Annotated in this window: 16 protein-coding genes; 6 read left to right on the forward strand and 10 right to left on the reverse strand. The window is 71.7% G+C overall.

Annotated features, from left to right (window positions below):
- The first annotated feature begins 701 nt into the window (after positions 1-701).
- Together ACZ4SA_RS24160 and ACZ4SA_RS24165 are read left to right on the forward strand one after the other, a co-directional pair.
- Positions 702-1,679, forward strand: coding sequence for a serine hydrolase (locus ACZ4SA_RS24160; protein ID WP_468278035.1), 978 nt, complete (start codon positions 702-704; stop codon positions 1,677-1,679).
- A gap of 245 nt (positions 1,680-1,924) precedes the next feature.
- The gene (locus ACZ4SA_RS24165) at positions 1,925-2,383 is read left to right on the forward strand and encodes an SPW repeat protein (protein WP_468278037.1); all 459 of its coding nucleotides are present in this window, start codon (positions 1,925-1,927) and stop codon (positions 2,381-2,383) included.
- 106 nt (positions 2,384-2,489) lie between these two features.
- Here the strand turns inward: ACZ4SA_RS24165 and ACZ4SA_RS24170 are convergent, their stop codons facing one another.
- A complete protein-coding gene (locus ACZ4SA_RS24170) occupies positions 2,490-2,888 on the reverse strand; it encodes a RidA family protein (protein ID WP_468278040.1) in 399 nt (132 codons plus the stop codon).
- On the reverse strand, positions 2,885-4,009 hold the full coding sequence (locus tag ACZ4SA_RS24175) for an acyl-CoA dehydrogenase family protein (protein ID WP_468278042.1): 1,125 nt from the start codon (positions 4,007-4,009) through the stop codon (positions 2,885-2,887). Before ACZ4SA_RS24175 ends, ACZ4SA_RS24170 begins: the two co-directional genes overlap by 4 nt.
- 99 nt (positions 4,010-4,108) lie before the next feature.
- Here ACZ4SA_RS24175 and ACZ4SA_RS24180 point away from each other — a divergent pair, with 99 nt between their 5' ends.
- The 3 genes from ACZ4SA_RS24180 to ACZ4SA_RS24190 are packed head-to-tail and all read left to right on the forward strand — an operon-like array spanning position 4,109 to position 6,976.
- Complete coding sequence (locus ACZ4SA_RS24180; protein WP_468278044.1) at positions 4,109-5,725, forward strand: AMP-binding protein; 1,617 nt, start codon at positions 4,109-4,111, stop codon at positions 5,723-5,725.
- Positions 5,726-5,729: 4 nt separating this feature from the next.
- Positions 5,730-6,545 (forward strand): PaaX family transcriptional regulator, encoded by an 816-nt coding sequence (locus tag ACZ4SA_RS24185; RefSeq protein WP_468278045.1) that lies wholly within the window; start codon positions 5,730-5,732, stop codon positions 6,543-6,545.
- Positions 6,542-6,976, forward strand: coding sequence for a hypothetical protein (locus ACZ4SA_RS24190; RefSeq protein ID WP_468278048.1), 435 nt, complete (start codon positions 6,542-6,544; stop codon positions 6,974-6,976). The genes ACZ4SA_RS24185 and ACZ4SA_RS24190 overlap by 4 nt, the downstream gene beginning before the upstream one ends.
- Here ACZ4SA_RS24190 and ACZ4SA_RS24195 read toward each other — a convergent pair.
- Positions 6,963-9,446, reverse strand: a complete 2,484-nt coding sequence (locus ACZ4SA_RS24195) for a bifunctional salicylyl-CoA 5-hydroxylase/oxidoreductase (RefSeq protein WP_468278050.1) — start codon at positions 9,444-9,446, stop codon at positions 6,963-6,965. The two genes, ACZ4SA_RS24190 and ACZ4SA_RS24195, sit on opposite strands and share 14 nt — an antisense overlap.
- Entirely contained in the window at positions 9,431-10,258 is an 828-nt protein-coding gene (locus ACZ4SA_RS24200; RefSeq protein WP_468278053.1) for an enoyl-CoA hydratase family protein, read from the reverse strand. Before ACZ4SA_RS24200 ends, ACZ4SA_RS24195 begins: the two co-directional genes overlap by 16 nt.
- A 277-nt stretch (positions 10,259-10,535) precedes the next feature.
- On the opposite strand from ACZ4SA_RS24200, the gene ACZ4SA_RS24205 reads away from it, so the two are divergent.
- The gene (locus ACZ4SA_RS24205) at positions 10,536-10,961 is read left to right on the forward strand and encodes an ATP-binding protein (protein ID WP_468278055.1); all 426 of its coding nucleotides are present in this window, start codon (positions 10,536-10,538) and stop codon (positions 10,959-10,961) included.
- Between the two features lie 92 nt (positions 10,962-11,053).
- Here the strand turns inward: ACZ4SA_RS24205 and argF are convergent, their stop codons facing one another.
- From argF to ACZ4SA_RS24235, 6 genes are all read right to left on the reverse strand, one after another.
- Positions 11,054-12,085, reverse strand: a complete 1,032-nt coding sequence (gene argF / locus ACZ4SA_RS24210) for an ornithine carbamoyltransferase (protein WP_468278057.1) — start codon at positions 12,083-12,085, stop codon at positions 11,054-11,056.
- Between the two features lie 61 nt (positions 12,086-12,146).
- Positions 12,147-13,379, reverse strand: a complete 1,233-nt coding sequence (locus tag ACZ4SA_RS24215; RefSeq protein WP_468278059.1) for an arginine deiminase — start codon at positions 13,377-13,379, stop codon at positions 12,147-12,149.
- A gap of 67 nt (positions 13,380-13,446) precedes the next feature.
- A complete protein-coding gene (locus ACZ4SA_RS24220; protein ID WP_468278062.1) occupies positions 13,447-15,705 on the reverse strand; it encodes a hypothetical protein in 2,259 nt (752 codons plus the stop codon).
- On the reverse strand, positions 15,702-17,816 hold the full coding sequence (locus ACZ4SA_RS24225; RefSeq protein ID WP_468278064.1) for a hypothetical protein: 2,115 nt from the start codon (positions 17,814-17,816) through the stop codon (positions 15,702-15,704). Before ACZ4SA_RS24225 ends, ACZ4SA_RS24220 begins: the two co-directional genes overlap by 4 nt.
- Positions 17,813-20,368: a hypothetical protein gene (locus ACZ4SA_RS24230; RefSeq protein ID WP_468278066.1), complete on the reverse strand. Its 2,556-nt coding sequence runs from the start codon at positions 20,366-20,368 to the stop codon at positions 17,813-17,815. Before ACZ4SA_RS24230 ends, ACZ4SA_RS24225 begins: the two co-directional genes overlap by 4 nt.
- The gene (locus ACZ4SA_RS24235) at positions 20,362-23,991 is read right to left on the reverse strand and encodes a tubulin-like doman-containing protein (protein ID WP_468278068.1); all 3,630 of its coding nucleotides are present in this window, start codon (positions 23,989-23,991) and stop codon (positions 20,362-20,364) included. The genes ACZ4SA_RS24230 and ACZ4SA_RS24235 overlap by 7 nt, the downstream gene beginning before the upstream one ends.
- Positions 23,992-23,993: the final 2 nt, after the last annotated feature.

Here is a 23,993-nt window from a genome sequence, read left to right on the forward strand (position 1 = left end):
CCCGCAACTCTGCGGCCTGTTCCACGGAGAGCTCCATGTCGGTAACAACGAGATACGCGAGATCAAGTAACGCCTACAGGATCACGAGACACTAGTGTCCTGCGCCGGAGATTGCAGGCTTAAGTCTGTTTCAGGTTTCAGGTTTCGGTGGTCGGTGGTCGGTGGTCGGTGGTCGCGCAGTCTCGGCGGTCTCCACGAATCGCCCTGCGACCGGCGGCAATCACAAGCAGCCGATCAGGCTTCCCCTCGTAGAACGTCAACGATCACCGGAAGTTTGCACCTTTCGTCACCTTGCGTCACCGGCGTAGGAAAGCGTCTTCACGGCTGATACACATACCCCCTCAGTGTCATATGCCAGGCACCCGTGCGCGGCCGCCGCCACACCTTCCGGATGTGGCTGACCACCCGGGGGTTGGTTGCCGGCGCAAAGGGGGGCGCCGCGTGTGTGACCGCGACCCGGAGAGGTGTGCGGCAGCCTCGGCCGTCACCCCATCAGCCGTTCTGCGCAGGCCCGCATAGACCTATCGGACGACCGAACAGGCCAGGCAGATTCCCCACTTGTAGCGTCGAATTCGAGGGCGCCGCCGGCGCGTGCACCGCATCGATGCCCGTCGAATTCACAGTGGCGGGCTGACGGTCGAAAGGGCAACGAGCTGATGCTCAGTGGGACGACGTCGAAAGTGACCTGGGTAACGATTTCCATGGCGGTCTCCCTTGCCTTCGCCATATCCGTCTCGGCGCCGTCTCCGGAATCCTCCTCCCCCGACCCTGCCCCGCGTCCGGCTTCTGCTGCCCCTTCCGTCTCGGCTTCGGCGGCCCACGCTCCCCCGGCCGCACGCCGGAAGGGGAAAGCGGAAACCATCGCACAGCCGTTCAAGGGCGGGCTCATCGAATGCGCCTCCAGGAAACCCCGGCTCGCCCACGATCTGACCCGCGACATAGCCCAGACGCTGGCCAGGCGCGACAGCCGGGCCTCGATAGCGCTGTACGACCGGACCACACGCACCTTCTGCACGTACCGCGCCGACAAGCGCTTCGACTCGGCGAGCATCGTGAAGCCGACGATCCTGGGTGCGCTGCTTCATATCAGGAACGGCTACTTGACCGAGGAGGAGCAGTACCTCGCCAGGAAAATGATCGTGAATTCGGACAACCGGTCGACGTACGTGTTGTGGGACACCGTCGGCCCCGACAACATCCGGCATTTTCTGGACGAGGCCGGAATGACGAACACCGCCATCGACGAAGCCGGCTTCATGGGCCTGACGCAGGTCACCGCCAGGGACCAGGCCACTCTGCTCGCCCTGCTCACCGGGGAGGACGACACCGTTCTGGACGATGATGAGCGCGCCTACATCCTCGGACTGATGCGTGACGTGCAGGACGACCAGCGGTGGGGAGCGCCCGCCGGGGCGCCCTGGGACGCCGCCGTTCAGGTCAAGAACGGATGGCTTCAGCGTTCCGACGCGAACCTCAGGAACCCGTGGGACCGCGGGGACTGGAAGGTCCACAGCATGGGCGCCTTCACCGGCCGCGCGTACGACTACGGCCTGGTGGTCCTCACCGAGAACAACCGGGATCCCGAGGACGGGCATCCGGATGCGGGATGGGACTACGGCATGGACACGATCGAGAGTGTGGCGAGGGCCGTCCACCGGAACCTGTACCCCGACCGGTGACGTGGGGGCCCCTTCGTCCGCATCGCCGCCGCGCGGCAGTCTCCTCGACGGAGACTGCCGCGCGGTCAGCTGCCGGGAGCAACTCCGCTGACTGCGGCGTTTGCCGTCGCCTCCGGCGAGCCGCTGTGATCGGCCGCTGCGGCTGGTACTTCCCGCCGGGCAAACGCTCCGGTTGACCGGCCGCCCGGACAGGCGTTCCATGGACATAAAGGACACATAAGGCTGCTGACAGGAGGCGGCCCACCATGACCACTCACGCAGACATCGAGCAACACCCGGACCTGGCCGAGATGCGTTCCCGCTTCGAGCGGGCGACCATTACGCCGCGCGCCCAGGCCGTTGAAACTCTGGCCCTTCTCACGGGCCTCTACCTGGCGGCCTCGCCTTGGATCGTCGGCTTCAGCGGGCTGACCAACCTGGCCGTGTGCAATCTGATCACAGGAATCGCCCTTGCCCTATGCCTGGGCGGCTTCAGCTCCGCATACGAGCGCACCCACGCCATGGCATGGGCGGCGTGCGCCATTGGTGCATGGACGATCATTTCCCCATGGGTCGTCTCCGGCAACATGGCCACCACCCGTAGCGTCGTCAGCAACATCATCGTCGGCGTGGTCGCGCTGCTCTGTGGCCTGGCGATGGCCGCTGCGGCCGGCCGGGGCGGAGGCGGCAGCAGGCAACCGTCCGGCCCCGGACCGCTCAGGTGAGCGTCCCGTAACCGATCGAACCGAAACCGAAGGCCCTGACGACGGGAGCGCCGGGGCCTTCTCCCTGTCTGTCGGCGGTCGCTCCCTGCCTGCCGGCGGCCCCGGCTCAGGGCAGCACGGCCACCCCGTCCACCTCCACCAGGCACTGTTCGTCCCAGAGTCGGACCACTCCGATGACCGCCATGGCCGGATAGTCCCGGCCCGCAAGCCGGCGCCAGATACGGCCGAGTTCGACGGCACGGGCGCGGTAGTCGGCGACGTCGGTGGCGTAGACCGTGACGCGCGCCAGGTCCTGCGGGGTGCCGTCGGCCGCCGAGAGGGCCGCGAGAAGGTTTGTCAGCGCCGTCTCGAACTGCTCAGGGAGCGTTTTCCCCACGACGTTGCCGTCGCCGTCGAGCGCCGTCTGGCCGGCGAGGAACACCAGCCGGGTTCCTGTGGCGGTGACGGCGTGGGAGAAGCCGGTGGGCGGGGAGAGCTCGGCCGGGTTGTGGCGGGACAAGGTCATGCGGCGGCCTCCTCGGCGTAGAGCTCCTTGGCGATGATCGTGCGCTGGACCTCGGTGGCGCCCTCGTAGATCCGGGGTGCGCGGACCTCCCGGTAGAGGTGTTCGAGGAGATGGCCGCGCTGGAGGGCGCGGGCGCCGTGCAGTTGGACGGCCGAGTCGACGACGTACTGGGCGGTCTCCGTGGCCAGCAGCTTGGCCATCGCCGAACGTTTCGGCACGTCGACGGCACCGGCGTCGTACGCGGACGCCGCGGCGTACACGAGCAGCCGGGCGGCCTCGGTACGGGTGGCCATCTCGGCGACCCGGTGGGCCACCGCCTGGAGGTCGCCGAGACGGCCGCCGAAGGCGCGGCGGCGCGCGGTGTGGGCGACCGTCGCGTCCAGGGCGGCCTGGGCCATGCCGACGGCGAAGGCGCCGACGCTGGGGCGGAACAGGTTGAGAGTGTTCATGGCGACACGGAAGCCTCGGTCGGTCTCGCCGACCACATCGTCCGCGGTGACCGGCACGTCGTCGAAGCAGAGTACGCCGATGGGGTGCGGGGACAGCATCTCCAGCGCGCTGCCCGTGAGGCCCGGACGGTCGGCCGGGACGAGGAAGGCGGTCACGCCGCGCGCTCCGGCCCCTTCGGTCGTACGGGCGAAGACGGTGTAGAAGTCGGCTTCGGGGGCGTTGGAGATCCAGCGCTTCTCACCGCTCAGGCGCCAGCCGGGACCGTCCGGCACCGCCTTGAGCGCGAGGGCGGCGGCGTCCGAGCCCGCGTCGGGCTCGCTGAGCGCGAACGCGGCGACGGCGCGGCCCGCGACGACCTCGGGGAGCCAGCGCTCCCGCTGCGCGTCGGTACCCGCCTGGACGAGCGGTGAGGTGCCGAGGCCCTGGAGTGCGAGGGCGGTCTCGGCCTCGGTGCAGCCGTATGCCAGGGACTCGCGGAGCAGGCACAGTTCGAGCGCACCGGCCGTGAAGAGGCGTTCGAGCAGGCCCAGTTCGCCGAGCACCGCCAGCAAGGGCCGGTTGACGCGGCCTGGTTCACCCTTCTCCGCGAGGGGCCGGAGCCGTTCCTCTGCCAGAGTGCGCAGCTGGTCACACCAGGCGGTCTGTGCCGGATCGAGCGAAAATACGGGCATTCGTGCCCCCAGTTCAGACGCATCTATCGCGGACCGTTGACTGTCGTCACCATCACGATACGCTCGTTTCGCGACCCCAACACGAGAAGGGGGCGAACCATGGAGCTGTCACCCTCGGCCCACCTCGACACATTCGCGCGCGACCACCTGCCGCCCGCCGGGCAGTGGCCGGAACTCCTCTTCGACCTGCCCTCGCTGCGGTACCCGCAGCGGCTCAACTGCGGCGTCGAACTGCTGGACCGCACCATCGAGCGCTTCGGCGCCCACCGCCCCGTCTTCCGCTCCCGCGGCGGCGAGGTCTGGTCCTACGGCGGCCTGCGGGAACAGGTCGACCGGATCGCGCACGTCCTCACCTCGGATCTCGGGGTCGTCCCGGGCAACCGGGTGCTGCTGCGCGGGCCCACTACCCCGTCCCTCGCGGCCTGCTGGCTCGCCGCTATGAAGGCGGGCGCCGTGGCGGTGACGGTCCTCGCCCAGCACCGGGCCAAGGAGCTGGCGACCGTCTGCGAGATCGCCGCGGTCTCCCACGCCCTGTGCGACATCCGCTCGGTCGACGACCTGGTCAAGGCAGAGGTGCCCGGGCTGCGGATCACCTCGTACGGCGGTGACGCACCCGACGATCTGCTGCGCCTGGCCGCCGCGGGTACGGCGGAGCCGTACGAGGCGGTGCGCACCGCTGCCGACGACGTCGCGCTGATCGCGTTCACCTCCGGCACGACAGGCCGCCCCAAGGGATGCATGCACTTCCACCGGGACGTACTCGCGATCGCCGACACGTTCTCCGAGCATGTGCTGCGACCGGAGCCTGACGACGTGTTCGCCGGCAGCCCGCCGCTCGGCTTCACCTTCGGACTGGGTGGTCTGGTCGTCTTCCCGATGCGCGCCGGAGCCTGCGCACTGCTGCTGGACCAGGCGGGCCCCGGGCAGTTGCTCCCCGCGATCGCCGAGCACCGGGTCTCCGTCCTGTTCACCGCGCCGACCGCGTACCGGGTGATGCTCGACCAGCTCGACGGCCACGACACCGGCTCGCTGCGGCGTTGTGTCTCGGCCGGGGAGAACCTGCCCGCCGCGACCTGGCAGGCCTGGCACGAGCGGACCGGGCTGCGGATCATCAACGGCATCGGCGCGACCGAGCTGCTGCACATCTTCATCTCGGCCGCGGACGAGTCGATCCGGCCGGGGACGACGGGCCTTCCGGTGCCCGGCTGGCAGGCGCGCGTGGTCGACGCCGAGGGCCTTCCGGTGCCCGACGGCGAGCCGGGGCTGCTGGCGGTCCGCGGCCCGGTCGGCTGCCGCTACCTCGCCGACCCCCGGCAGACGGAGTACGTCCGAGGCGGCTGGAATCTCACCGGCGACAGCTACGTACGCGAACCGGACGGCTGGTTCCGCTATGTCGCCCGCGCCGACGACATGATCATTTCCGCGGGCTACAACATCGCGGGCCCTGAGGTCGAGGACGCCCTGCTGCACCATCCGGACGTCGCGGAGGCCGCGGTCGTCGGGCGCCCTGACGAACTGAGAGGCCAGATCGCCGTGGGTTACGTCGTCCTGCGCGGCGGCGCCGCGACCGGGGCCGATATGGCGGAGGCGCTGCGGGAGTTCGTCAAGACGCGGCTGACGCCGTTCAAGTGCCCGCGCGAGATCGTCTTCCTCGACGCACTGCCCCGCACACCGACCGGCAAGCTGCAACGGTTCAGGCTGCGCGCTCTAGAGTGATCGCGTGGCCGAGCAGCACACCCCCAGATCCCTGATCGTCACCCTGTACGGCGCGTACGGACGCGAACGGCCGGGTCCCCTGGCCGTGGCCGAGCTGATCCGGCTGCTGGGCGCACTCGGTGTGGACGCGCCTTCGGTGCGTTCCTCCGTCTCCCGGCTCAAGCGGCGCGGTCTGCTGGTCCCGGAGCGCACGCCGGAGGGCGCGGCGGGCTACGCGCTGTCCGCGGACGCCCGCCAGCTCCTCGACGACGGCGACCGCCGCATCTACGCTCCCTCGTCCGCCGACCTGGCCGACGGCTGGGTCATCGCGGTCTTCTCCGTACCGGAGTCCGAGCGCCACAAGCGCCATCTGCTGCGCTCCCGCCTGGTCAGGCTCGGGTTCGGGGCGGCGGCGCCCGGCGTGTGGATCGCACCTGCCAGGCTTCGCGAGGAGACCGAGCACACGCTGCGGCGTCTGCAGCTCGACGCGTACGTGGACCTCTTCCGCGGCGAGCACCTCGGCTTCGCGGCGACGGCGGACTCGGTCGCCCGCTGGTGGGACCTGGCGGCGATCGCCAAGCAGCACGAGGAGTTCCTCGACCTGCACGAACCCGTACTGCGGTCGTGGGAGGCACGCGACGCGACACCCGCCGAGGACGCCTACCGCGACTACCTGCAGGCCCTGGACTCGTGGCGGCGCCTGCCGTACGCCGATCCCGGGCTGCCCGCCGAGCTGCTGCCGCAGGGCTGGCCGGGCGGCCGTTCCGCCGAGGTCTTCGGCCGGCTGCACGCGCGGCTGCGTGACGCGGGGGCACAGTTCGTCACCGGAGAGCCGCGATGAGCGAGGAGCGGGCGCCCCGCTGGGCGGTGGCCGCGAACGTGGTGCTGTGGCGGCGGTACGGGGACCTCGGGCAGGAGCTGCGGCCCGGAACGAAGGCGTACAAGGGCGGGGCGAAGGTGTTGGTCGCAGCCACGTACCCGGGCATGGGGCACGAGCAGCTGACCACGATCGGGCGCGGGCGGCACACCGGGCGGTGGATCACCATCGACACGGCCACCCGGCATCTGCACAACTTCCGCCCGAAGCCGGTGTACACACCGGCGGTGCTGCGGCGGTACGAGCTGATCGGCCACCGGCCGGTGTCGGACGAGGCGGAGGCCGTGGAGCACGCGGCGATGCTGGAGCGGATCGCCGCCGAGCAGCGCGCTTCGTACCACGGCGGGCCGCACCCCGATCCGTGCCGCTGCCACGAGTGCCTCAGCGCAGGGTGAGCCGCGGCTTCGGGGCGTCGGCGCGGCCCGTGGGCGGCTTGCGGCTGCCCGCGCGGTACGGGAGGGGCCAGGGCGCGGCTTCGCCCGTGTAGCCCTGGTCGGCCGCCGCGTGGAGCGTCCAGTGCGGGTCGTAGAGGTGGGGCCTGGCCAGCGCGCACAGGTCGGCGCGGCCGGCCAGCAGGATCGAATTGACGTCGTCCCAGGACGAGATGGCTCCGACGGCGATCACCGGGATGTGCGCCTCGTTGCGGATGCGGTCGGCGTACGGGGTCTGGTACGAGCGGCCGTACTCGGGGCGTTCCTCGACGACGACCTGACCGGTGGAGACGTCGATGGCGTCGGCGCCGTGGGCGGCGAAGGCGCGGGCGAGCGCGACGGCGTCCTCCGCGGTGCTGCCGCCGTCGGCCCAGTCCGTGGCCGAGATACGGACCGTCATGGGCCGCTCGTCAGGCCAGATGTCGCGCATCGCGTCGAACACCTCGAGGGGGAAACGCAGCCGGTTCTCGCGGGAACCACCGTAGGCGTCGGTCCGTTGATTGGTCAGCGGGGAGAGAAAGCCGGACAGCAGGTAGCCGTGGGCGCAGTGGAGTTCGAGGAGGTCGAAGCCGCTGCGGGCGGCACGCCGGGTGGCCGCGGCGAACTGCTCGCGGATCTCGGTGAGTCCGGTCCGGTCGAGCGCGTGGGGGATCTGGTTGATCCCCGGGCGGTACGGGAGCGGGGAGGCTGCGGACACCGGCCAGTTGCCGGTGTCGAGCGGCTGGTCGATGCCTTCCCACATGACTTTGGTGGAGCCCTTGCGGCCCGAGTGGCCGAGTTGGACGCCTATGGCGGTGCCGGGCGCGTGGTGGTGGACGAAGTCGGTGACGCGGCGCCAGGCGGCGGCCTGCTCGGGTGTGTAGAGGCCGGTGCAGCCGGGGGTGATGCGGCCCTCGGGGCTCACGCACACCATCTCGGTCATGACCAGGCCCGCTCCGCCGAGGGCGCGGGCGCCGAGGTGGACGAGGTGGAAGTCGCCGGGCAGGCCTTCCTCGGCGACGTACATGTCCATGGGCGAGACGACGACACGGTTGCGCAGGGTCAGCCCGCGCAGCCGGAAAGGGGTGAACATCGGCGGGGTGCCCGGCGGACAGCCGAAGTCCTGCTCGACGGCGCCGGTGAAAGCGGGGTCGCGCAACCGCAGGTTGTCGTGGGTGACGCGTCGGCTGCGGGTGAGCAGGTTGAAGGCGAACTGGCGGGGCGGCTGGTCCGTACACGTGGCGACCTCCTCGAACCAGCGCAGGCTGGCGGCGGCGGCGCGCTGAGTGGACTCGACGACCGGGCGGCGCTCGGCCTCGTAGGCGGCAAGGGCGGCGGGCAGGTCGGGCTGCTCCTCGACGCAGGCGGCCAGGGCGAGGGCGTCCTCGACGGCGAGCTTGGTGCCCGAGCCGATGGAGAAGTGCGCGGTGTGGGCGGCATCGCCCAGCAGCACGGTGCTGCCGTGCGACCAGTGGTCGTTGACGACGGTGCGGAACGCGATCCAGGTGGAGGAGTTGCCGCGCAGGGGCCGGCCGCCGAGGGCGTCGGCGAAGACTTTCGCACAGCGCTCGGTCGACTGCTGCTCGTCGCATGCGTCCAGGCCGGCCGCGCGCCAGACCTCTTCGCGCATCTCGACGATGACGGTGGAGGCGTCGGACGAGTAGGGGTAGCCGTGCAGTTGCATGACGCCGTGTTCGGTCTCGGCGATCTCGAACCGGAAGGAGTCGAAGGCGAAGTCGGCGGCGAGCCAGATGTACCGGCAGCGGTGGGTGGTGATACGGGGACCGAAGACGTCGGCGTGGGCGTCGCGCGTGGCGCTGTGGACGCCGTCCGCGGCGATGACGAGATCATGGCCGGCGGCGAGTTCCGCCGCGGGCGGGGCGGGGGTACGGAAGCGCAGGTCCACGCCGAGGTCCCGGCAGCGCTCGTGCAGAATCTCCAGCAGCCTGCGCCGCCCGAGCGCCGCGAAGCCGTGGCCGCCGGAGGTGAGGGTCCGCCCGCGGTGGGTGACGTCGATGTCGTCCCACCGCACGAACTCGTCCTTCAGGGCCCGGTGGACAACGGGGTCTGCGTGCTCGATCCCGCCGAGGGTCTCGTCGGAGAGCACGACGCCGAAGCCGAAGGTGTCGTCGGGGGCATTCCGCTCCCAGACGGTGACCTCGCGGGCGGGATCCAACCGCTTGAGCAGAGCTGCGGCATAGAGCCCACCGGGCCCACCCCCGATGACGGCGATGCGCAGGGGGGAGGCGGGGGCGGGGTCCGTCGCGGGGGCCGAGTCCGCCGCAGGGGCGGGGCCGCTCAGGATCGCTTCGCGGCCGGCGGCCGGAGCCGGGGCCGCCCTGGGAGCGCGGTCCGCCGTAGACACCAGGTCCGCCGCAGGGGCGGGGCCCCGCGCCGGCGCGGGCGTGGTGGGGCGGGCTGCGGGCTCGGCCGGGGGCATCAGCGGCCCTGCCATTTGGGCGGGCGCTTCTCGGTGAAGGCCGCGTGGAATTCCGTGTAGTCCGCGCCGTTCATCAGCAGTGCCTGCGTCGCCGCGTCCATCTCGACCGCCGCGGAGAGCGGCATGTCGAGCTCGGCGGTCAGCAGAGCCTTGGTCTGCGCGTACGCCAGCGCCGGGCCGTCCGCCATATGCCGGGCGAGCTCGGCGGCCCGGGCGCCCGCCCTGCCTTCCTCCACCAGCTCACTGATCAGACCGATCCGCTCGGCCTCCGGGGCCCGGACCGCCTCGCCCAGCATGAGAAGGCGGGTCGCATGACCGAGCCCGACGACCCGGGGCAGCAGATAGGCCGCGCCCATGTCGCCGCCGGAGAGCCCCACCCTGGTGAACAGGAAGGCGAAGCGAGCGGACGGGTCGGCGATCCGGAAGTCGGCGGCCAGCGCGAGCACCGCGCCCGCCCCTGCCGCGACGCCGTGCACCGCGGCGATCACGGGGAACGGGCATTCGCGGATCGCCCGTACGACCTGGCCCGTCATCCGGTTGAAGTCGAGCAGCTGGGCGGTGTCCATCGACAGGGTGGCGCCGATGATCTCGTCGACATCCCCGCCGGAGCAGAAGCCGCGCCCTTCCCCGCCGAGGACGAGCGCACGCACCGAGCGCTCCCGCGACAGCTCCGCAAGCAGGTCGCGCAGATCCGCGTAGGCACCGAAGGTCAGGGCGTTCAGCTTGTCCGGCCGGGCGAGGGTGACGGTGGCCACACCGCCGTCTCTCGTCAGCCGCAGATGGCGCCATTCCTCCGTGCGGGGCGCGGAACCGGTAAAGGGGCTCATTGAAGTGGGGCCTCCTTCGGCGCGGGCGGCCTGCTGCCCCGCCTCTGCCACTCGTACGGCGCTTCTACGGAACTTCCACAGCACTCGTTCTGCAGACGACGCTATCACTCGTTCGTGACTTCCGTCACGAGTACGCGATACGACTGTTCCGACTCCGCAAAGATCCCGTCGCGGTTGTGGCACAGGTCCCGGGCGGGGCGGGCACTCGCCCCTGGTCCGGCGTCCTGGGGTACGTAGGGTGGGGGACTGCCCACCGCCACCGAACGGACGTTCAGCCTTGCCTCCAGCCATCGGCTCCGCCTCCTGGCGCATCGCGCTGCCGCACACCACTGCGGCCGTGCCGATCGCCCGCGCCCTGGTGCGCGCGGCGCTGGCCGACGGCGATCACCCGGCGCCGCCGGACCGCGACACGGCGGAGTTGCTCACGGCCGAGCTGGTCGCCAACGCCGTGGAGCACACCGACGGCACGACACCCATAGAGCTCGTGGTGGAACTGCTGCCGACGGGCTGCCAGGTCGAGGTCCACGACACAGACCCGGCGCCACCCGGCGGCATCTCACCGTCGGCCCCGATGCCGGAACCGGATCCCTGGCAGGAGCACGGCCGTGGTCTGCTGCTGATCAGGGCGCTCAGCTCCGCCTGCGGTCACCGGCCGACGCCTCGCGGCAAGGCGGTCTGGTTCACGCTCCCCGCAGAAGCCTGACGGGGCCGAAACCGCCCCGACCAGGCCGTCGAGTACGCGAGCGCCGCGTCACGCGTCGACGAGGTCCTCCGCGTCGGCCGGCGACTGCATTGCTATACGGATGCCTCGCTCTCGCCCGCCGTGGCACCCGCGAGCGTGGCGACCATGACCGCCTTGATGGTGTGCATCCGGTTCTCCGCCTGGTCGAAGACCACCGAGTACTCCGACTCGAAGACCTCGTCGGAGACCTCCAGCTCGGTCAGCCCATGCCTCTCATGAACCTCCCGGGCGACCGTGGTGCCGAGGTCGTGGAAGGCGGGGAGGCAGTGCAGGAACTTCACGCCCGCGTTGCCGGTGGCGCGCAGCACGTCCATGGTCACCGCGTAGGGCGCGAGCGCCTTGACCCGCTCGCCCCAGACGCCCTTGGGCTCCCCCATCGACACCCATACGTCGGTGGCGACGAAGTCGGCTCCCCGCACGCCCTCGGCGATGTCCTCTGTGAGGGTGACCGTGGCCCCGCTCCCGGCCGCGAGCCTGCGCGCCTCGGCGACGACCTCCTCCGCGGGCCAGTAGGCCCTGGGGGCGACGATCCGGACGTCCATGCCGAGCAGGGCGCCGGTGACCAGATAGGAGTTGCCCATGTTGAGGCGGGCGTCACCGAGATAGGCGAACGAGATCCGCTCCACGGGCCTGTCACTGTGCTCGGTCATGGTGAGCACGTCGGCGAGCATCTGCGTGGGGTGCCAGGTGTCGGTGAGCCCGTTGTAGACGGGCACCCCGGCGTGCGCGGCGAGCTCCTCGACGACGCCCTGGGCATCGCCACGGAACTCGATGGCGTCGAACATCCGGCCGAGCACCCGTGCGGTGTCCTTCGCGGACTCCTTGCTGCCGATGTGGGAGCCTGCGGGGTCGATGTAGGTGGTCGAGGCACCCTGGTCGGCGGCGGCGACCTCGAAGGCGCAGCGGGTGCGGGTCGACGACTTCTCGAAGATCAGCGCGATGTTCCTGCCGCGCAGCCGCTGGACCTCGCTGCCGGCGCGCTTGGCGGCCTTGAGCTCGGCGGCGAGCTCGACGAGGCCGCGGAACTCCCCGGCGGTGAAGTCGAGCTCCTTGAGGAAGTGGCGGCCTTCGAGATGTATCGCCATGATGGCTGCTCCTGCGTGGCGGATGCGATGACTATGGAACTCTATACGATTGACTGCATCGCTATACAGCCTCTCTTTCCACGGGGCAGCTCATACAGCGGGGCCCGCCACGGCCACGGCCCAGTTCACTGCCCGGGATCTCGATGACCTCGATGCCCTGCTTGCGCAGATGGGTGTTGGTGGTCACATTGCGCTCGTACGCGACGACCACGCCCGGTTCGACAGCCAGGACGTTGCATCCGTCGTCCCACTGCTCGCGCTCGGCCGAGTGCACGTCCTGCGTCGCGGTCAGCACCCGGATGTCCTTGAGCCCGAGCGCCGCCGCGATCGCGTCGTGCATCTGCTCCGGCGGGTGGTCGCTGACCCTCAGGCTGCCGGTGCCCTCTGCCGGCTCGATGGTGTAGGAGCGGAGCATGCCGAGCCCCGCGTACTGGGTGAAGGTGTCGCCGTCGACCATCGTCATCACGGTGTCCAGATGCATGAGCGCGCGCCGCTTGGGCATGTCGAGTGCCACGATCGTGCGGGCGGAACCGGCCGCGAAAAGCCCGCGGGCCAGCATTTCGACGGCCTGCGGTGTGGTGCGCTCACTCATCCCGATCAGCACCGCGCCATTGCCGATCACCAGCACGTCACCGCCCTCGATGGTGGACGGGTAGTCGTCCTGCCCCTCCGACCAGTGATGGAACGGCTCCACCTCGGGACCGACGAACAGCGGGTGGTGCTTGTAGATCGCCTCGAAGTGCACGGTCTCGCGCTGCCGGGCCGGCCAGCGCATGGCGTTGATCGAGACGCCGTCGTAGATCCAGGCCGAAGTGTCGCGGGTGAAGAGGTGGTTGGGCAGCGGGTGGAGCAGGAAATCGTCCAGATCCATTGCGTGGAAGCGCACCGATGTCGGCTCCGAATGGCCGGCGAGGAACTCCCGTTTGGTCATCCCGCCGACCAGCGCCTCGACCAGGTCCGCGGTGGGCAGTTCGTCGAAGGCCGCTCTCAGATGGCCGGTGGCGAGCGGACCGTACTCCTTCTCGTCGAAGACGCGGTCCAGCACGAGCTTTCTGGCCTCGGGGATCTCCATCGACTCGCGCAGCAGATCACCGAAGAGATGCACCTCCACCCCGCGGTCGCGCAGCACGTCCGCGAACCCGTCGTGCTCCTGCCGGGCGCGGCGTACCCAGAGCACGTCGTCGAAGAGCAGTGCGTCCTTGTTGCTCGGAGTGAGCCTCTTCAGCTCGAGATCGGGCCGGTGCAGTATGACCCGGCGCAGCCGCCCGGTCTCGGAGTCGACATGGAATCCCATGCCACCATCCTGGCCGGGCGGGCCGCCGGGCACACGCCGTACGCGGATCTTCGGCCATGAGCGGCCGTCAGGACCTCGCGACGATCCATACGAGCAGGATGATCACCAGTACCCCGAAGCCGCCCAGGCCGAAGAGGAAGGTCCTGCCGTGGCCCGCTGCCCCGTCCGAGTACCCCGGTGGGCGCGAAGGCTGCCGCGGGTCCCGCCGGGACCGCTCCGGATCGTCAGCCGCGTAGCGGGTACGGGTCTGCGGCTGCGCGGTGGGGGTGGGCGGAGGATCCGGGTCACGGCGCACCTGTCTGCCGGGCTCGGGCCCATGGCGGCGCGGCTCGGGAGCGTTGGGGGGCGGGGAGTGACGCTCGGAAGCATGGCGCCCGGGCTCCTGGCGGCGCGGCTCGGAAGCGTTGCGTGGCGGGTCGTAGCCCCCGAAACCCTGCCGCCGGGGCTCCGGGCGTTGCGGCTCGTGGGCGCGGGGATCCTGCCGTGCAGGCTTGCGGGACATGGACGGCGTGGGCGGCGGCTGCTCGGAGGGCTCCGGCAGGTGGCCGGAAGGTGCCGGGGACCGGCGCAGGAGTTCCTGCCACACCTGGAACGTGATCCCTGGATCGTCACGGCCCGTCAGGATCTGTTCGGCCGCCCCTCGCTTGACCCGGTCGTCCCCGCGGTACAGGCGGGGCAGCAGCTCGGCCAGTTGCTCCCCGACGTCCGGTTCCGCCGCGAAAGGCCGCACCGCCCAGCGGTACAGCGCGGCCGCGTTGGCGGCGTGCACCGGCTCGTCCGGGTGGTCCGGGTCGCCCGGAGCCCGAGGGGTCCGGCGGGCCAGAAAGAGGTCCTGCCGCAGAACGGTCCGGCACAGTTGCTTGCGCTCGGCGGCCGTCCAGTCCGGCCAGCGGTCGGCGATACGGCGCACGATCAGTGTGAGTGCGGTGTACGAGGGCTCGCTCGCGAGCGCCCGGAGCAGGTCGCTGTCGCCGGCGTCCCGGAGCACGTCGGCCTCTTCGCGCTCGCTGCGGCAGGCCCGCAGCCGCGACGAAAGCACGCCGGCGCCTAGCGAGGCGGGCTTGCGGCCGAGGACCGGCAGGCGGCGCCGCCCGCCAATCGGCTCCGGCCACGTGGGCCGCACCACCGGCAGTGCCTCGGCAAGCGCAGCACGAGCCGGCGATGGCGGTGGCGGTGGCGGTGGCGGTGGCGACATGGTGGGAGGCGCGGGCGCCTCCGCGCGGGCCGCGGGGACCGACGGCGGATCGAAGGAGGAGCGCTCGCCACGGCCGTACGAGGAGCGTGCGGAAGGAGAGGCGGACGGCCCGCCGAACAACTCATCCACCGGCGCCCGCTCCGCCACGGGTCGGCCGGGCTCGTGCCGCTCCCGTTCGGGCGGAACCGGGTGCGCCCTCCGCTCACGCAGCGCACGGCGCTCCAGGGAGGCGAGCGCGTCCTCTGCGGCGGCCACCAGCATCCGGCTGTCCCGCGCCGCACCGGGATGGGGCAGCGCCGCGAGCAGGGCATCCGCGAGCGCGAACTCGTGCGCGTCGCCGCGTTCGACCGCGCGCAGATAGCCGTGCACCAACTGCTCGGACACCTCGCGAGGCCGGTCGTCGGGCGGCTCCCAGGGGTCGGTGCGCACCCGCGGCCCGTCCTGGTCCGGCGAACTGGGCCAGCGGCTCACGAACATGAACCCGAGTTGCCGGCTCTCAGCGGTGTCGTGCGTCGCGAAGGTCCATGCCCGGGGCAGAGCCCTGCTGAAGATCCCGTACAGACCCCACAGCAGACGGCACGGCACGTCGTCGCCCATGCGGTCCAGCACGGTGTAGAGCCCGCCGGGATTCCGCAGCACCTCCGCCGCCACCGCCGTGAGCTCCGGCGCGGCATGCGAAAGACGGCCCGCCAGCTGTTGCCCGCCCACGAGGGCGGACTCCCCGAGGGCTGCGAGCGGAACGGGATCGAGCGTGCCGCGCACCTCACCAGCCGGGATCCCGCTGCCCTCCCAGTTCCAGTCGTGCAGACCCAGACAGGTCTCGGCGTCGAGGCTCTCCTCCGGCCCGTACAGCGCGTGGCACAAGGTGTCCTGGCGCCCTCCGTGGCCGCGCCACGGTCTGCGGTGCACCAGCATCGCCGTTGGCGAATCGTCGCTCACCAGGCGCACGAGTGCCGGGGACGTGTCCCGGCCCGCCGACCGCAGCAGGTGGGAAATCGGCCTGAACAGCCGGTCCATATCGCTGCGTTCGCCGGACCAGGCGACCGGTCCGAAGCCGGTGTTCCCCAGCGGGTTGGCGCCGTCCCAGCGGAAGACGATCTGGTCCACCGTCCCTGCCTGACGTGCCGTCATACCCCTGTCTCCCTCAACTCGGCACCGGGCAGCAGCCCGCACATCGCGAACACGGAAAGCAGCGGGGCCAGGACCCGACGCGGCCGTACCCCGTGCGGGAAGGTCTCCCCCTGCTCCTGGCCGCCGGTCGCCGCCACGAAGTGCAGCGTGCAGCGGGCGCAGTCGTCGAACGGTTTCAACCACGCCTGGCTGCCGTGGTGGCGGACGAAGGCGTGAACGTCGCGGCTCTCCTCGCGCAGTTGCCTGTCGTCCAGCACGGACGGCAGACCGCGGGCCAGCCAGCGGTCGACCGAGGGATCGAAGCGGACCAGGTCGCTCTTGTTGAGCGCCACGGCCGCAGGGGCCCCGATGTAGGGCCCGCTGCGCGGGATCCTGCCGAGCACGGTGGCGAACGCCTCGTCACCCAGATCGCGCCGGGTCAGACCGGTGCGCTCGCGGACGGGGTCGAGCTGCGGAATGCTCAGGGCACGCAGTGGGTCGAGCACGAAGATGAACGCGCCCACACCCATGAGGAACCGCGTCACATCACTGTTCTGCGCGAGGTCCTCACCGGCCAGGTCGAAGAAGACGACCGGCCGCGTCCCCCCGGGTCCGGAGACCAGCAGGCCGTCGGCGAACTCGGCGAACCGCACCTGACCGGTCCGCCGCAGTACCTCTCCCCGGTGCAGCGGATGCACCATCTCGTCGAGGTATTCACGGTGCTCCTCCGGATTGAGGGGCAGGCACTTGAGCCCGTACGGCTCGAGGCCGCCCTGCTCGATCTCGCCGAGCATCGCGGCCAGCAGATGGGTCTTGCCCGCCGAGGAACTGCCGACCATGGCGACGGTGAGCGGCTCGCCGCTGGTGAGGTAGGGGACGGGCAGCCGGTGAGGCTGGTTCTCGTCCGCGTGCGGGCACATCTGGAACGCCTGGCGCAGGGCGTCCTGACGGTGCATAGGGCGGCGTTCCGTGCTCAGGTCCAGCTTCTTCGGCTCCCTTCTGCTGTCGAGGGTGAACAACTGCGTCTCGTCGTATTCCACGGGCAGCAGGCAGTGCGGGCACAACGGGAGTGTCCCCGGCAGGGGCACGGCCGCCGGAACCTCCGGCCGGACCGCGGCGGGCCGGCCGCCGCCCAGGAGCCGCCGCAGCGAGCGGCGCGCCGGGATCACCTCCGGCTCCTCGAACGCCTCCTCGTCCCGGTCGAGCCCGAGTCGGGAGCGCTTCTCCGTGAGCCTGGCGTCGAACTCGGCGCGCGCCCGCGCGAGCGGATCCGGGGCGGACGAGACGGCGGCGAGCGGGTCGCTCACGTTGAGCAGGCGCAGCAGTTCGGCCGGCCGCGCCCGCGCATCGGCCCGGGGAGCGAACGCGCCGGCCTCGCCGAGCGCGGCAAGTCTGCGGAACTCGTCGAGGTCGTCCGGAGCCCCGTCGGCGCGACCGTGCCGTCCGGAGAGCAGGAAGTACATGAGCTGCGCCACCGACCACAGGTCGTCGCGGGGGTCGGCGGCGCCCTGGCCGTCCCGCTGCTCGGGCGAGGCCCAGGGAGCCTCGCCGAACGATTCGCGCGGCTCACCGACCCGCTGGGTGCGGTACGGCTCGCACAGCCGTACGTGGGAACCGTCCCAGCGGACCGTGTGCGGGCTGAGGGCCCGGTGCACCAGCCCGGCCTCCTCCAACAGACGTACCGCCAGCGTGAGCTGGCTGAGCACCTTGAACTGGTCCGCGACGGTCAGCGTGCCCTGCCAGGCGGCGATGGGCCGGCCGGCCGGAGTCTTGTAGAGGACGAAGGGCTCCGGCGCGTCGAGATGGAAGCCGACCATGCGGGTGAACAGCTCGCAATAGGGCTCGGACCCGAAACCGCGCTCCACCGCCATCGCCGCGCTCACCTCCCTCTCGAGCGCGCTGTATGCGCCGGCGGCTCCGCTCGCCGAACGCGGCAGCCGGTACTGGAGCACCCGCCGGCCCTTGCCGAGCAGCACCTGGCGGGCGGAGAACGGCGCCCACTCGGTCCGGTGGACGTCGTCGGCGAATCTGGCGGCGAAACGGACGAGGTCCTGCCGGGGTGTGTAGAACTCAAGCTCCTCCATGTCCTCCACCGACGTCACCGCGTTGCCCGAGTTGTCCGGAAGGGTCATGGGGCCCCGCCCTCCTCTCCCCTGACCGACCTGACCGTCTCCGGGCGCATCGGCACCAGCTTCAGCACCCCCGCGTGCCGGCCGCCCACCGTCCAGACCACGTCCTCGGCGGCGGTCCAGGCGTCCTGACCGGTGTCCGGCTCGGCGCCCCTGCGCATGGCCTCCGGGGCGAAGCGGAACAGCCGTGCCGCCTGCGGGTCCTTGGAGAGCAGCCGCCGGTGCTCGGCACCGCACAGCGGGACGAGGTGTTCGGCGCCGTCCTCGCCCAGGAGGCGGCCCACCCGGTCGGCGGAGACGCCCAGCAGGCTGGCGATGCCCGGCCGGTTCGCGGGATCGGGCGCGTATGGCGGCGCGGCGGCGGCACCGTCCCTGCCGAGCCGCCGGTGCTCCTCGTCGAGGAGTTCGTCCATCCGGGGGCGCAGCGGCACCCGGCCCGCGGTCGCCGGTTCACGCTCCACGGCGGCCCAGCGGGTCGCGAGGATCCTCAACGCCCCGTGGGTGAGGTCGCCGACCAGGGTGTCGACCAGTTCCGGTCCGCCGTCGCCGGTCTCCCGCTCGAGCCAGGGCAGAGCGTCGTCGCCCGAGCCGGACGGCCACAGGTCGCGCAGGGCGTGCTGTTGCTCGTCGGCAGGCGGTGCCGCGTCTGCGCCGTCGCGCGCCCAAGCCGGTTCCGGCCACGGCGCGGTGCCGCGGCCCGCGCCGTGGCCGGAACCCGGACCGGGCGCGGGGACGGCGTCCGGCGCGAGCGGCTCGGACCACGGGTCGTCGGACCAGTCGTCGGCGCCGCTCCCCCAGGTGTCCCAGTCGAAGCCGCCCGCCGGGCCGACCGGCGGACCGCCCGGTTCGTGCGCCGGCAGCGGCCCGCCGACTGCCGAGCCGGCGCGCAGTCTGACGTCCACCGTGTCGGCAAGGCCGCGCACCAGCAGCGCGACGGCGCGGGCCGCGTCGGAGCAGTGGTAGCGGGCGTCGGCGAGCAGCCAGTCGTGCACGACGGTGTCGGCCAGCAGCTCGTCCACCTCCGAAACCGCGCGGGAGGCGAAGGCCCAGTCGGTCTGCGACCACCAGTCGTCGACCGCCGCCGTCCAGTCGCGTACCGCCAGCAGCACCAAGGCGGTCAGGGCGGCGACCAGGGCGACCGGGCCCGCCCACGGCGGCGGCGACAGCGCCAGGCCCGCTGCGGCGCCGATCACACCGCCGGCGACACCCGCAAGGAGACGGGTGAGGGCACGGGTGCCGCCACCGCCGTCGAGGCGGCCGTCACGCGTCCGGCCGGGCCGGCGCCGCAGCATCAGCACGGCCAACCCCGCGGCCACCAGCGCGGTGAGCGGGCCGGTGACCCAGCCGGTCACCGGCCAGAGCCCGGCGACGCAGCAGATCAGGAAGGCGAGTCCGGCGTCACGGCCCCAAGGTCCGGGCGTCGTGAACCGTGGGGGCAGGGACAGTTCCGCCACCCGCTCCGGCGGACAGGCTTCGTCGAGCCGCCGCAGCCGGGCCGTGCTCCCGGCCGGCGCCGACCGGTCGGCGAGCGCAATGAGCCGGGAGGCGACCGATCGCAGCGGAAACCGGTCGCCGAACAGACGCTCCGTATACGTGCGCAGCGCCGGGCCGACGCTCGCACGGGTGACTTCCGGCACCTCGGTCAGTTCGATGCCGCGCTCCATCAGACGGCTGCGCTGCTCGGGGCGGATCCGGTCGCCGCCGCCGTCGCCGAGTGCACCCGCGACCTCGGCGCGGAAGGCCGCCAGCGCGTCGGCGAGACGCTCGAACCGTGCGGGCAGGTCGGATCCCTGGTCTGCCCCGCCGAACAGACCCGCCGCGCCGCGGATTCCTTCGTAGACCTCCCTGGTGTCGTCCAGGGCATCCAGGCACTCCGCGTGCCGGTTGTCCATCCGCCCCCCGGGGATCAGCCACGGGCGGTCGGCGAGACTGCGCGGCACCGACTGGCCGAGCAGAAGGGAGAGTCCCGGTGCGAGACCGTCCTGCGCCCCCGCACCGGAGGGCGCCCCACCGGGCGGCGGGACGTGAGCCGGTACGTCCTGACCGGCGAGCTGCTCCAGGGCCTGCCGCCAGGAACGGGACCGCGCGTCGTCGGTCAGGTCGTGTTCGAGCACATGGACGGCGGGCACGGCGACGCCCTGCGGCACGTCGGCCAGTTCCCCCAGCATCGAGTCGAACACCGCCCTTTCCCGGAGGAGTTCGAGCAGCGGACGCAGCGACGCGTCGAACCTCTCGGTCCCGGGAGCGGCGCCCGCGAGAGTGTCCGGGAGCCACAGCACGCCCGCCTCCGGCGGGCCGAGCGGCAGCGGCCTGCGGAGCTGTCGCTGCTCCGGTGCGCCCACCGCGAGGCACAGCAACCGGGCGGGGCCGTGGGAGTAGAGCCGTTCGTGGAGCAGTTGGTGGCCGACGAGGTCCGCCGCGCCGTCGATGACCAGGAACCGCCGGATGCGGTCCTGTTCCGTCTGCTTGAGCGCCTCGTCCACGGCCGCCGAGGAACCGTCGCGGAGGTCCACGACGACGACCTGGTCGACGGGGCTCTCTGTCCGGATCACCATCGGTCGCCGTCCCGGTGCTGGTCGTGCTCCAGGTCCTGGTCCTGGTCCTGCCGTCCCCAGTCGCCGTCGTCCCAGGGGTCGGCGCCGCCGGGCGGCCCGGCGTGGGCCGAGGCGTCGTCCAGGTCACGGCGGGGCGGGGGCCGGTGGTCGTAGGTGTCACGGCCACGACCCGAAGCAGGCTCACGGTCGTACACACCGTCACGACCACGACCCGAAGCAGGCTCACGGTCGTAAACGCCCTGATCGCGGCCGTGCCCCGGCTCCCAGCCGGGGTCCTCGTCCTGGCCGCGGCCGTGCCCCGCAGCCGACTCGCGGTCGTACACACCGTCACGACCACGACCCGAAGCAGGCTCACGGTCGTAAACGCCCCGATCGCGGCCGTGCCCCGGCTCCCAGCCGGGGTCCTCGTCCTGGCCGCGGCTGAACCGCCGTTCGCCACGGGACTCCGGGGCATGCTCCGGGTGCGGCGGTGGGACCGGGCCGGTCTCGCGGCGTCGGGCGCCGCCCTGGGAGTGGCGTTGGTCCAGCGCACGCAGGGAGGGGCGGGTGGGGCGGGTCGCGCCGGGGAAACGCATGTCCAGCGCGCCCGGGAACGTCTGCTCCCAGAAGTCGCGCAGCGGGACCAGCCACTCCTCGTCCTCCGCACCGAACTGCCCGGTCAGCTCCTTGATCAGCGCGAGCTGGCGGGGTGCCACCTCATGCACCAGCCGCAGGAAGAGCTGCGACGGCGCGTCGGGCGTGGTGGCGAGTCCGCCTGGCTGGGCGCTCATCAGACGCTCGCACACCTCCTCGACGATCCGGCCCTCGTCGAGGAGTGCCCACTCCTCGTAGGCCCGCAGCAGGCCGGCCCAGCTGGAGACGTTGTCGTCGAAGGCCTCCAGACGCAGCGTCATGGTGGCCGCGCCGCCCTCCTGGAGGCGGATGCGGATCTGATCGGGCGAGTCCGGCGAGCCCTTGACGTCGACCAGGCCGTTCCACACCGCGCACAGGATGCGGTGCAGGATCCGGCGCCGGTCCTCCTCGGTGCTGGCCAGCCAGTCGTCGCGGTAGCCGAGGCGCTGGCGCCAGTGCAGGAAGTCGTCCACACCCGCCGCATCCCGCGCTTCTGCCCACAGCCGCAGCACGTGCCGCACCTCGGAGACGTCGGTGAGGCTCATGCCGCTCCGGAACAGCACCACCGTGATCGACTCGGTGTCCACGGCCCTGAACTCGGGCACCGTCCCGTACGGCAGGCGCAGTTCGCGCCGCAGGAAGGCCGCGGCGCCGGACCCGGCCTCGCTCTGCGGGTGCACGATGAGCACCTTCAGCGGGCCGCTGCCGTCCGGCTCGAAGCCGACCGGGAGGAGTCCGACGAGCTGGGAGCGGAACTGCTCCAGCCATCTGGCGTCCACCTTCGCGGCGGCGTCCTCGTCACCGGCCGCGGCCTGCAGCAGCACTCCGAGGGAGGGCAGCAGCGGGCGGTCGCCGAGCACGCTCGACTCCACGAACAGCCCCTTGACGCGCCGTTCGATGACCTGCTTGATCTCCTTGACCGCGGCCTGCGGCGAGCGGCGCACCGACTCCAGGGCGCGCATCCAGTCGTCCGGCCGGATCAGCTTGGCCACCAGACGGGCGGCGCCCGGGTTCTCCGGCAGGTCCTCGTGCTGATAGAGCCGGCGGATCACGTCGTCGTAGAAGGCGGCGAGCGTGTTCTGCGGGGGCAGCAGGTACAGCACGCCCTTGCGGTCCTTGCGGTAGAGCTCCTTGCGCCGCTCCGCGAAGAACTTGCGCTCGTCCTCCTCGTGCCCGCGCAGCGCCTTGACCAGCTCGCCGATTTCCTTGGTCGTACGCAGCAGCGGCGGCCGCCAGCGTGTTTCCTGGTCCTTCCAGCCGCGGTGCCACTTCTGCCGGGACCGCCACTCGTACCAGGCGTTCTGCTCCTCGAGGGCATGCTGCACGTCGGGGTCGCCCCAGCGGGCCGCGACGAGCCCGCCGACCGCCCGCTTGATCAGCGGGATCTGGGGCGGGTGGACATCCACACCCTCGTCGCGTTCCGGGTCGTTCCTGCGGTTGTCCAGCATGCCGACGAACCCGGCTTCCGCGACGCGCTGGGGGTGGCCGGGCAGTCCGGTGAGCAGCTTCTCCAGCCTGAACGGGTCCACGAAGCCCAGCAGTTCACGGGCGCCCGGGCCCGGCCGGAACTCGTCGACCAGCCGTGGGATCTCGATGTCCAGTTCACGCTGGAGCCGGCCCAGAGCGTCGTCCATGTCGCCGAGCCGGTTCCGCAGGGCCTGCATGATGGCCTTGGTGCCCTTGGGCAGCGGGTCGGGCGGCGCCACGACGGGAGCCTCCCGGATCCACAGCCGCCCGATGGCGGAGCGTTCGAACATGTCGCGGACCCGCTCGGTGCCGTCGTCGGCGGCCTTGCGCGCCTCCTCGTCCATGGCTCGCACGGCCTGCGCCAGCAGCCGGCCCGCCACTATCTCGGCGAGGTCGTCGACCGGAACGGTCAGTGAGGCGGCGAGGCTCGTCGACATGGACCGGTGGCCGATGCCCGACCTGGACGGCTTGGACCGCTCCACGCTTTTGTTGACGAAGCTCGCGGCGAACGACTGGTAGTCGCCTTCCGTGCGGCCTGGGCCGTTGTCGTCGCCGAGTTCCGTGCCGATGAGGGACATCACCATGGCGGTGATGGAGCGGCGGAGATCCTCCGGCTCGATGCCCGCGGTGCGACTGAACAGGAAGGCGGTCTGCACCGTCGAGGGCCGCAGCGCGACCATGCCTTCTCCCGGGTAGCGCACGCCGAGCGTGCCGTGCTCCTCCACGTCGCCGAAGTCGGACCGGGCACTCGGCACGTTCTGGTCGTCGACCAGCCGGGAGAGGTCCACCAGGGCACGGGACGAGTTCAGTTCGGCCTCGCGTCCGCCGCCTGCCTCGGGCGGGAAGGCCGAGGGCATGACGACCAGCGGATAGATCTTCACGCCCTTGACCTTGGACTTGCGGAACTCGTGCCCGATGAGGTGGATGAAGTCGTAGAAGATGCCGGCCCCGGTCCCGCCGGCCACGGAGAACGCCACGAACACGTCGCAGCCGCGGATCTGCCCGCCGCCCATCTCCCGCAGGTCGCCCTGGGAGGCGCTGATCGCGCCGATCGCCTCGCGCAGTTGGCGCAGTACCGGCTCGAGTCCGCTGCGGAGCGTCGCGAAAAGCGCCGACCTGCCCACGGTCGGCAGCTGCCCGGCCCCGGTGTGCAGGGGTGCGACCCTCGGCTGCCGCTCCTGCGGCGGCAGCCAGTCGTGTGTCTCGTCGTGCAGTGCGACCCGCAGCATCCTGGCCACTTCGGGTGAGCTGTCGTAGTCGGTCGGGAGCAGGTCGTGGATGATCCGTGAGGTGCGGGCGTGGGCGGCGGCCTCGCCCGCTTTGAGACCGGCGGGCTGCAGCTTGTCGAGTTCGGACTCGCTGAAGTCCGCGTAGACGAACTGCAGGCAGTCCGGCAGTTGGAAGGGCAGCCGGCGGCCGTCGCTGACCAGCTTGTTGCCGTCGGGACCGCCGAGCTCCCGGCGCAGTCCGCGCTCCAGGTCCGCGCCGATCCGGGCGCCAGTGCCGCCCAGTCCGACGTAGAGCATGGGCTGGTAGATCTTCATGT

The sequence above is a fragment of the Streptomyces sp. NPDC027962 genome, from assembly GCF_055566095.1.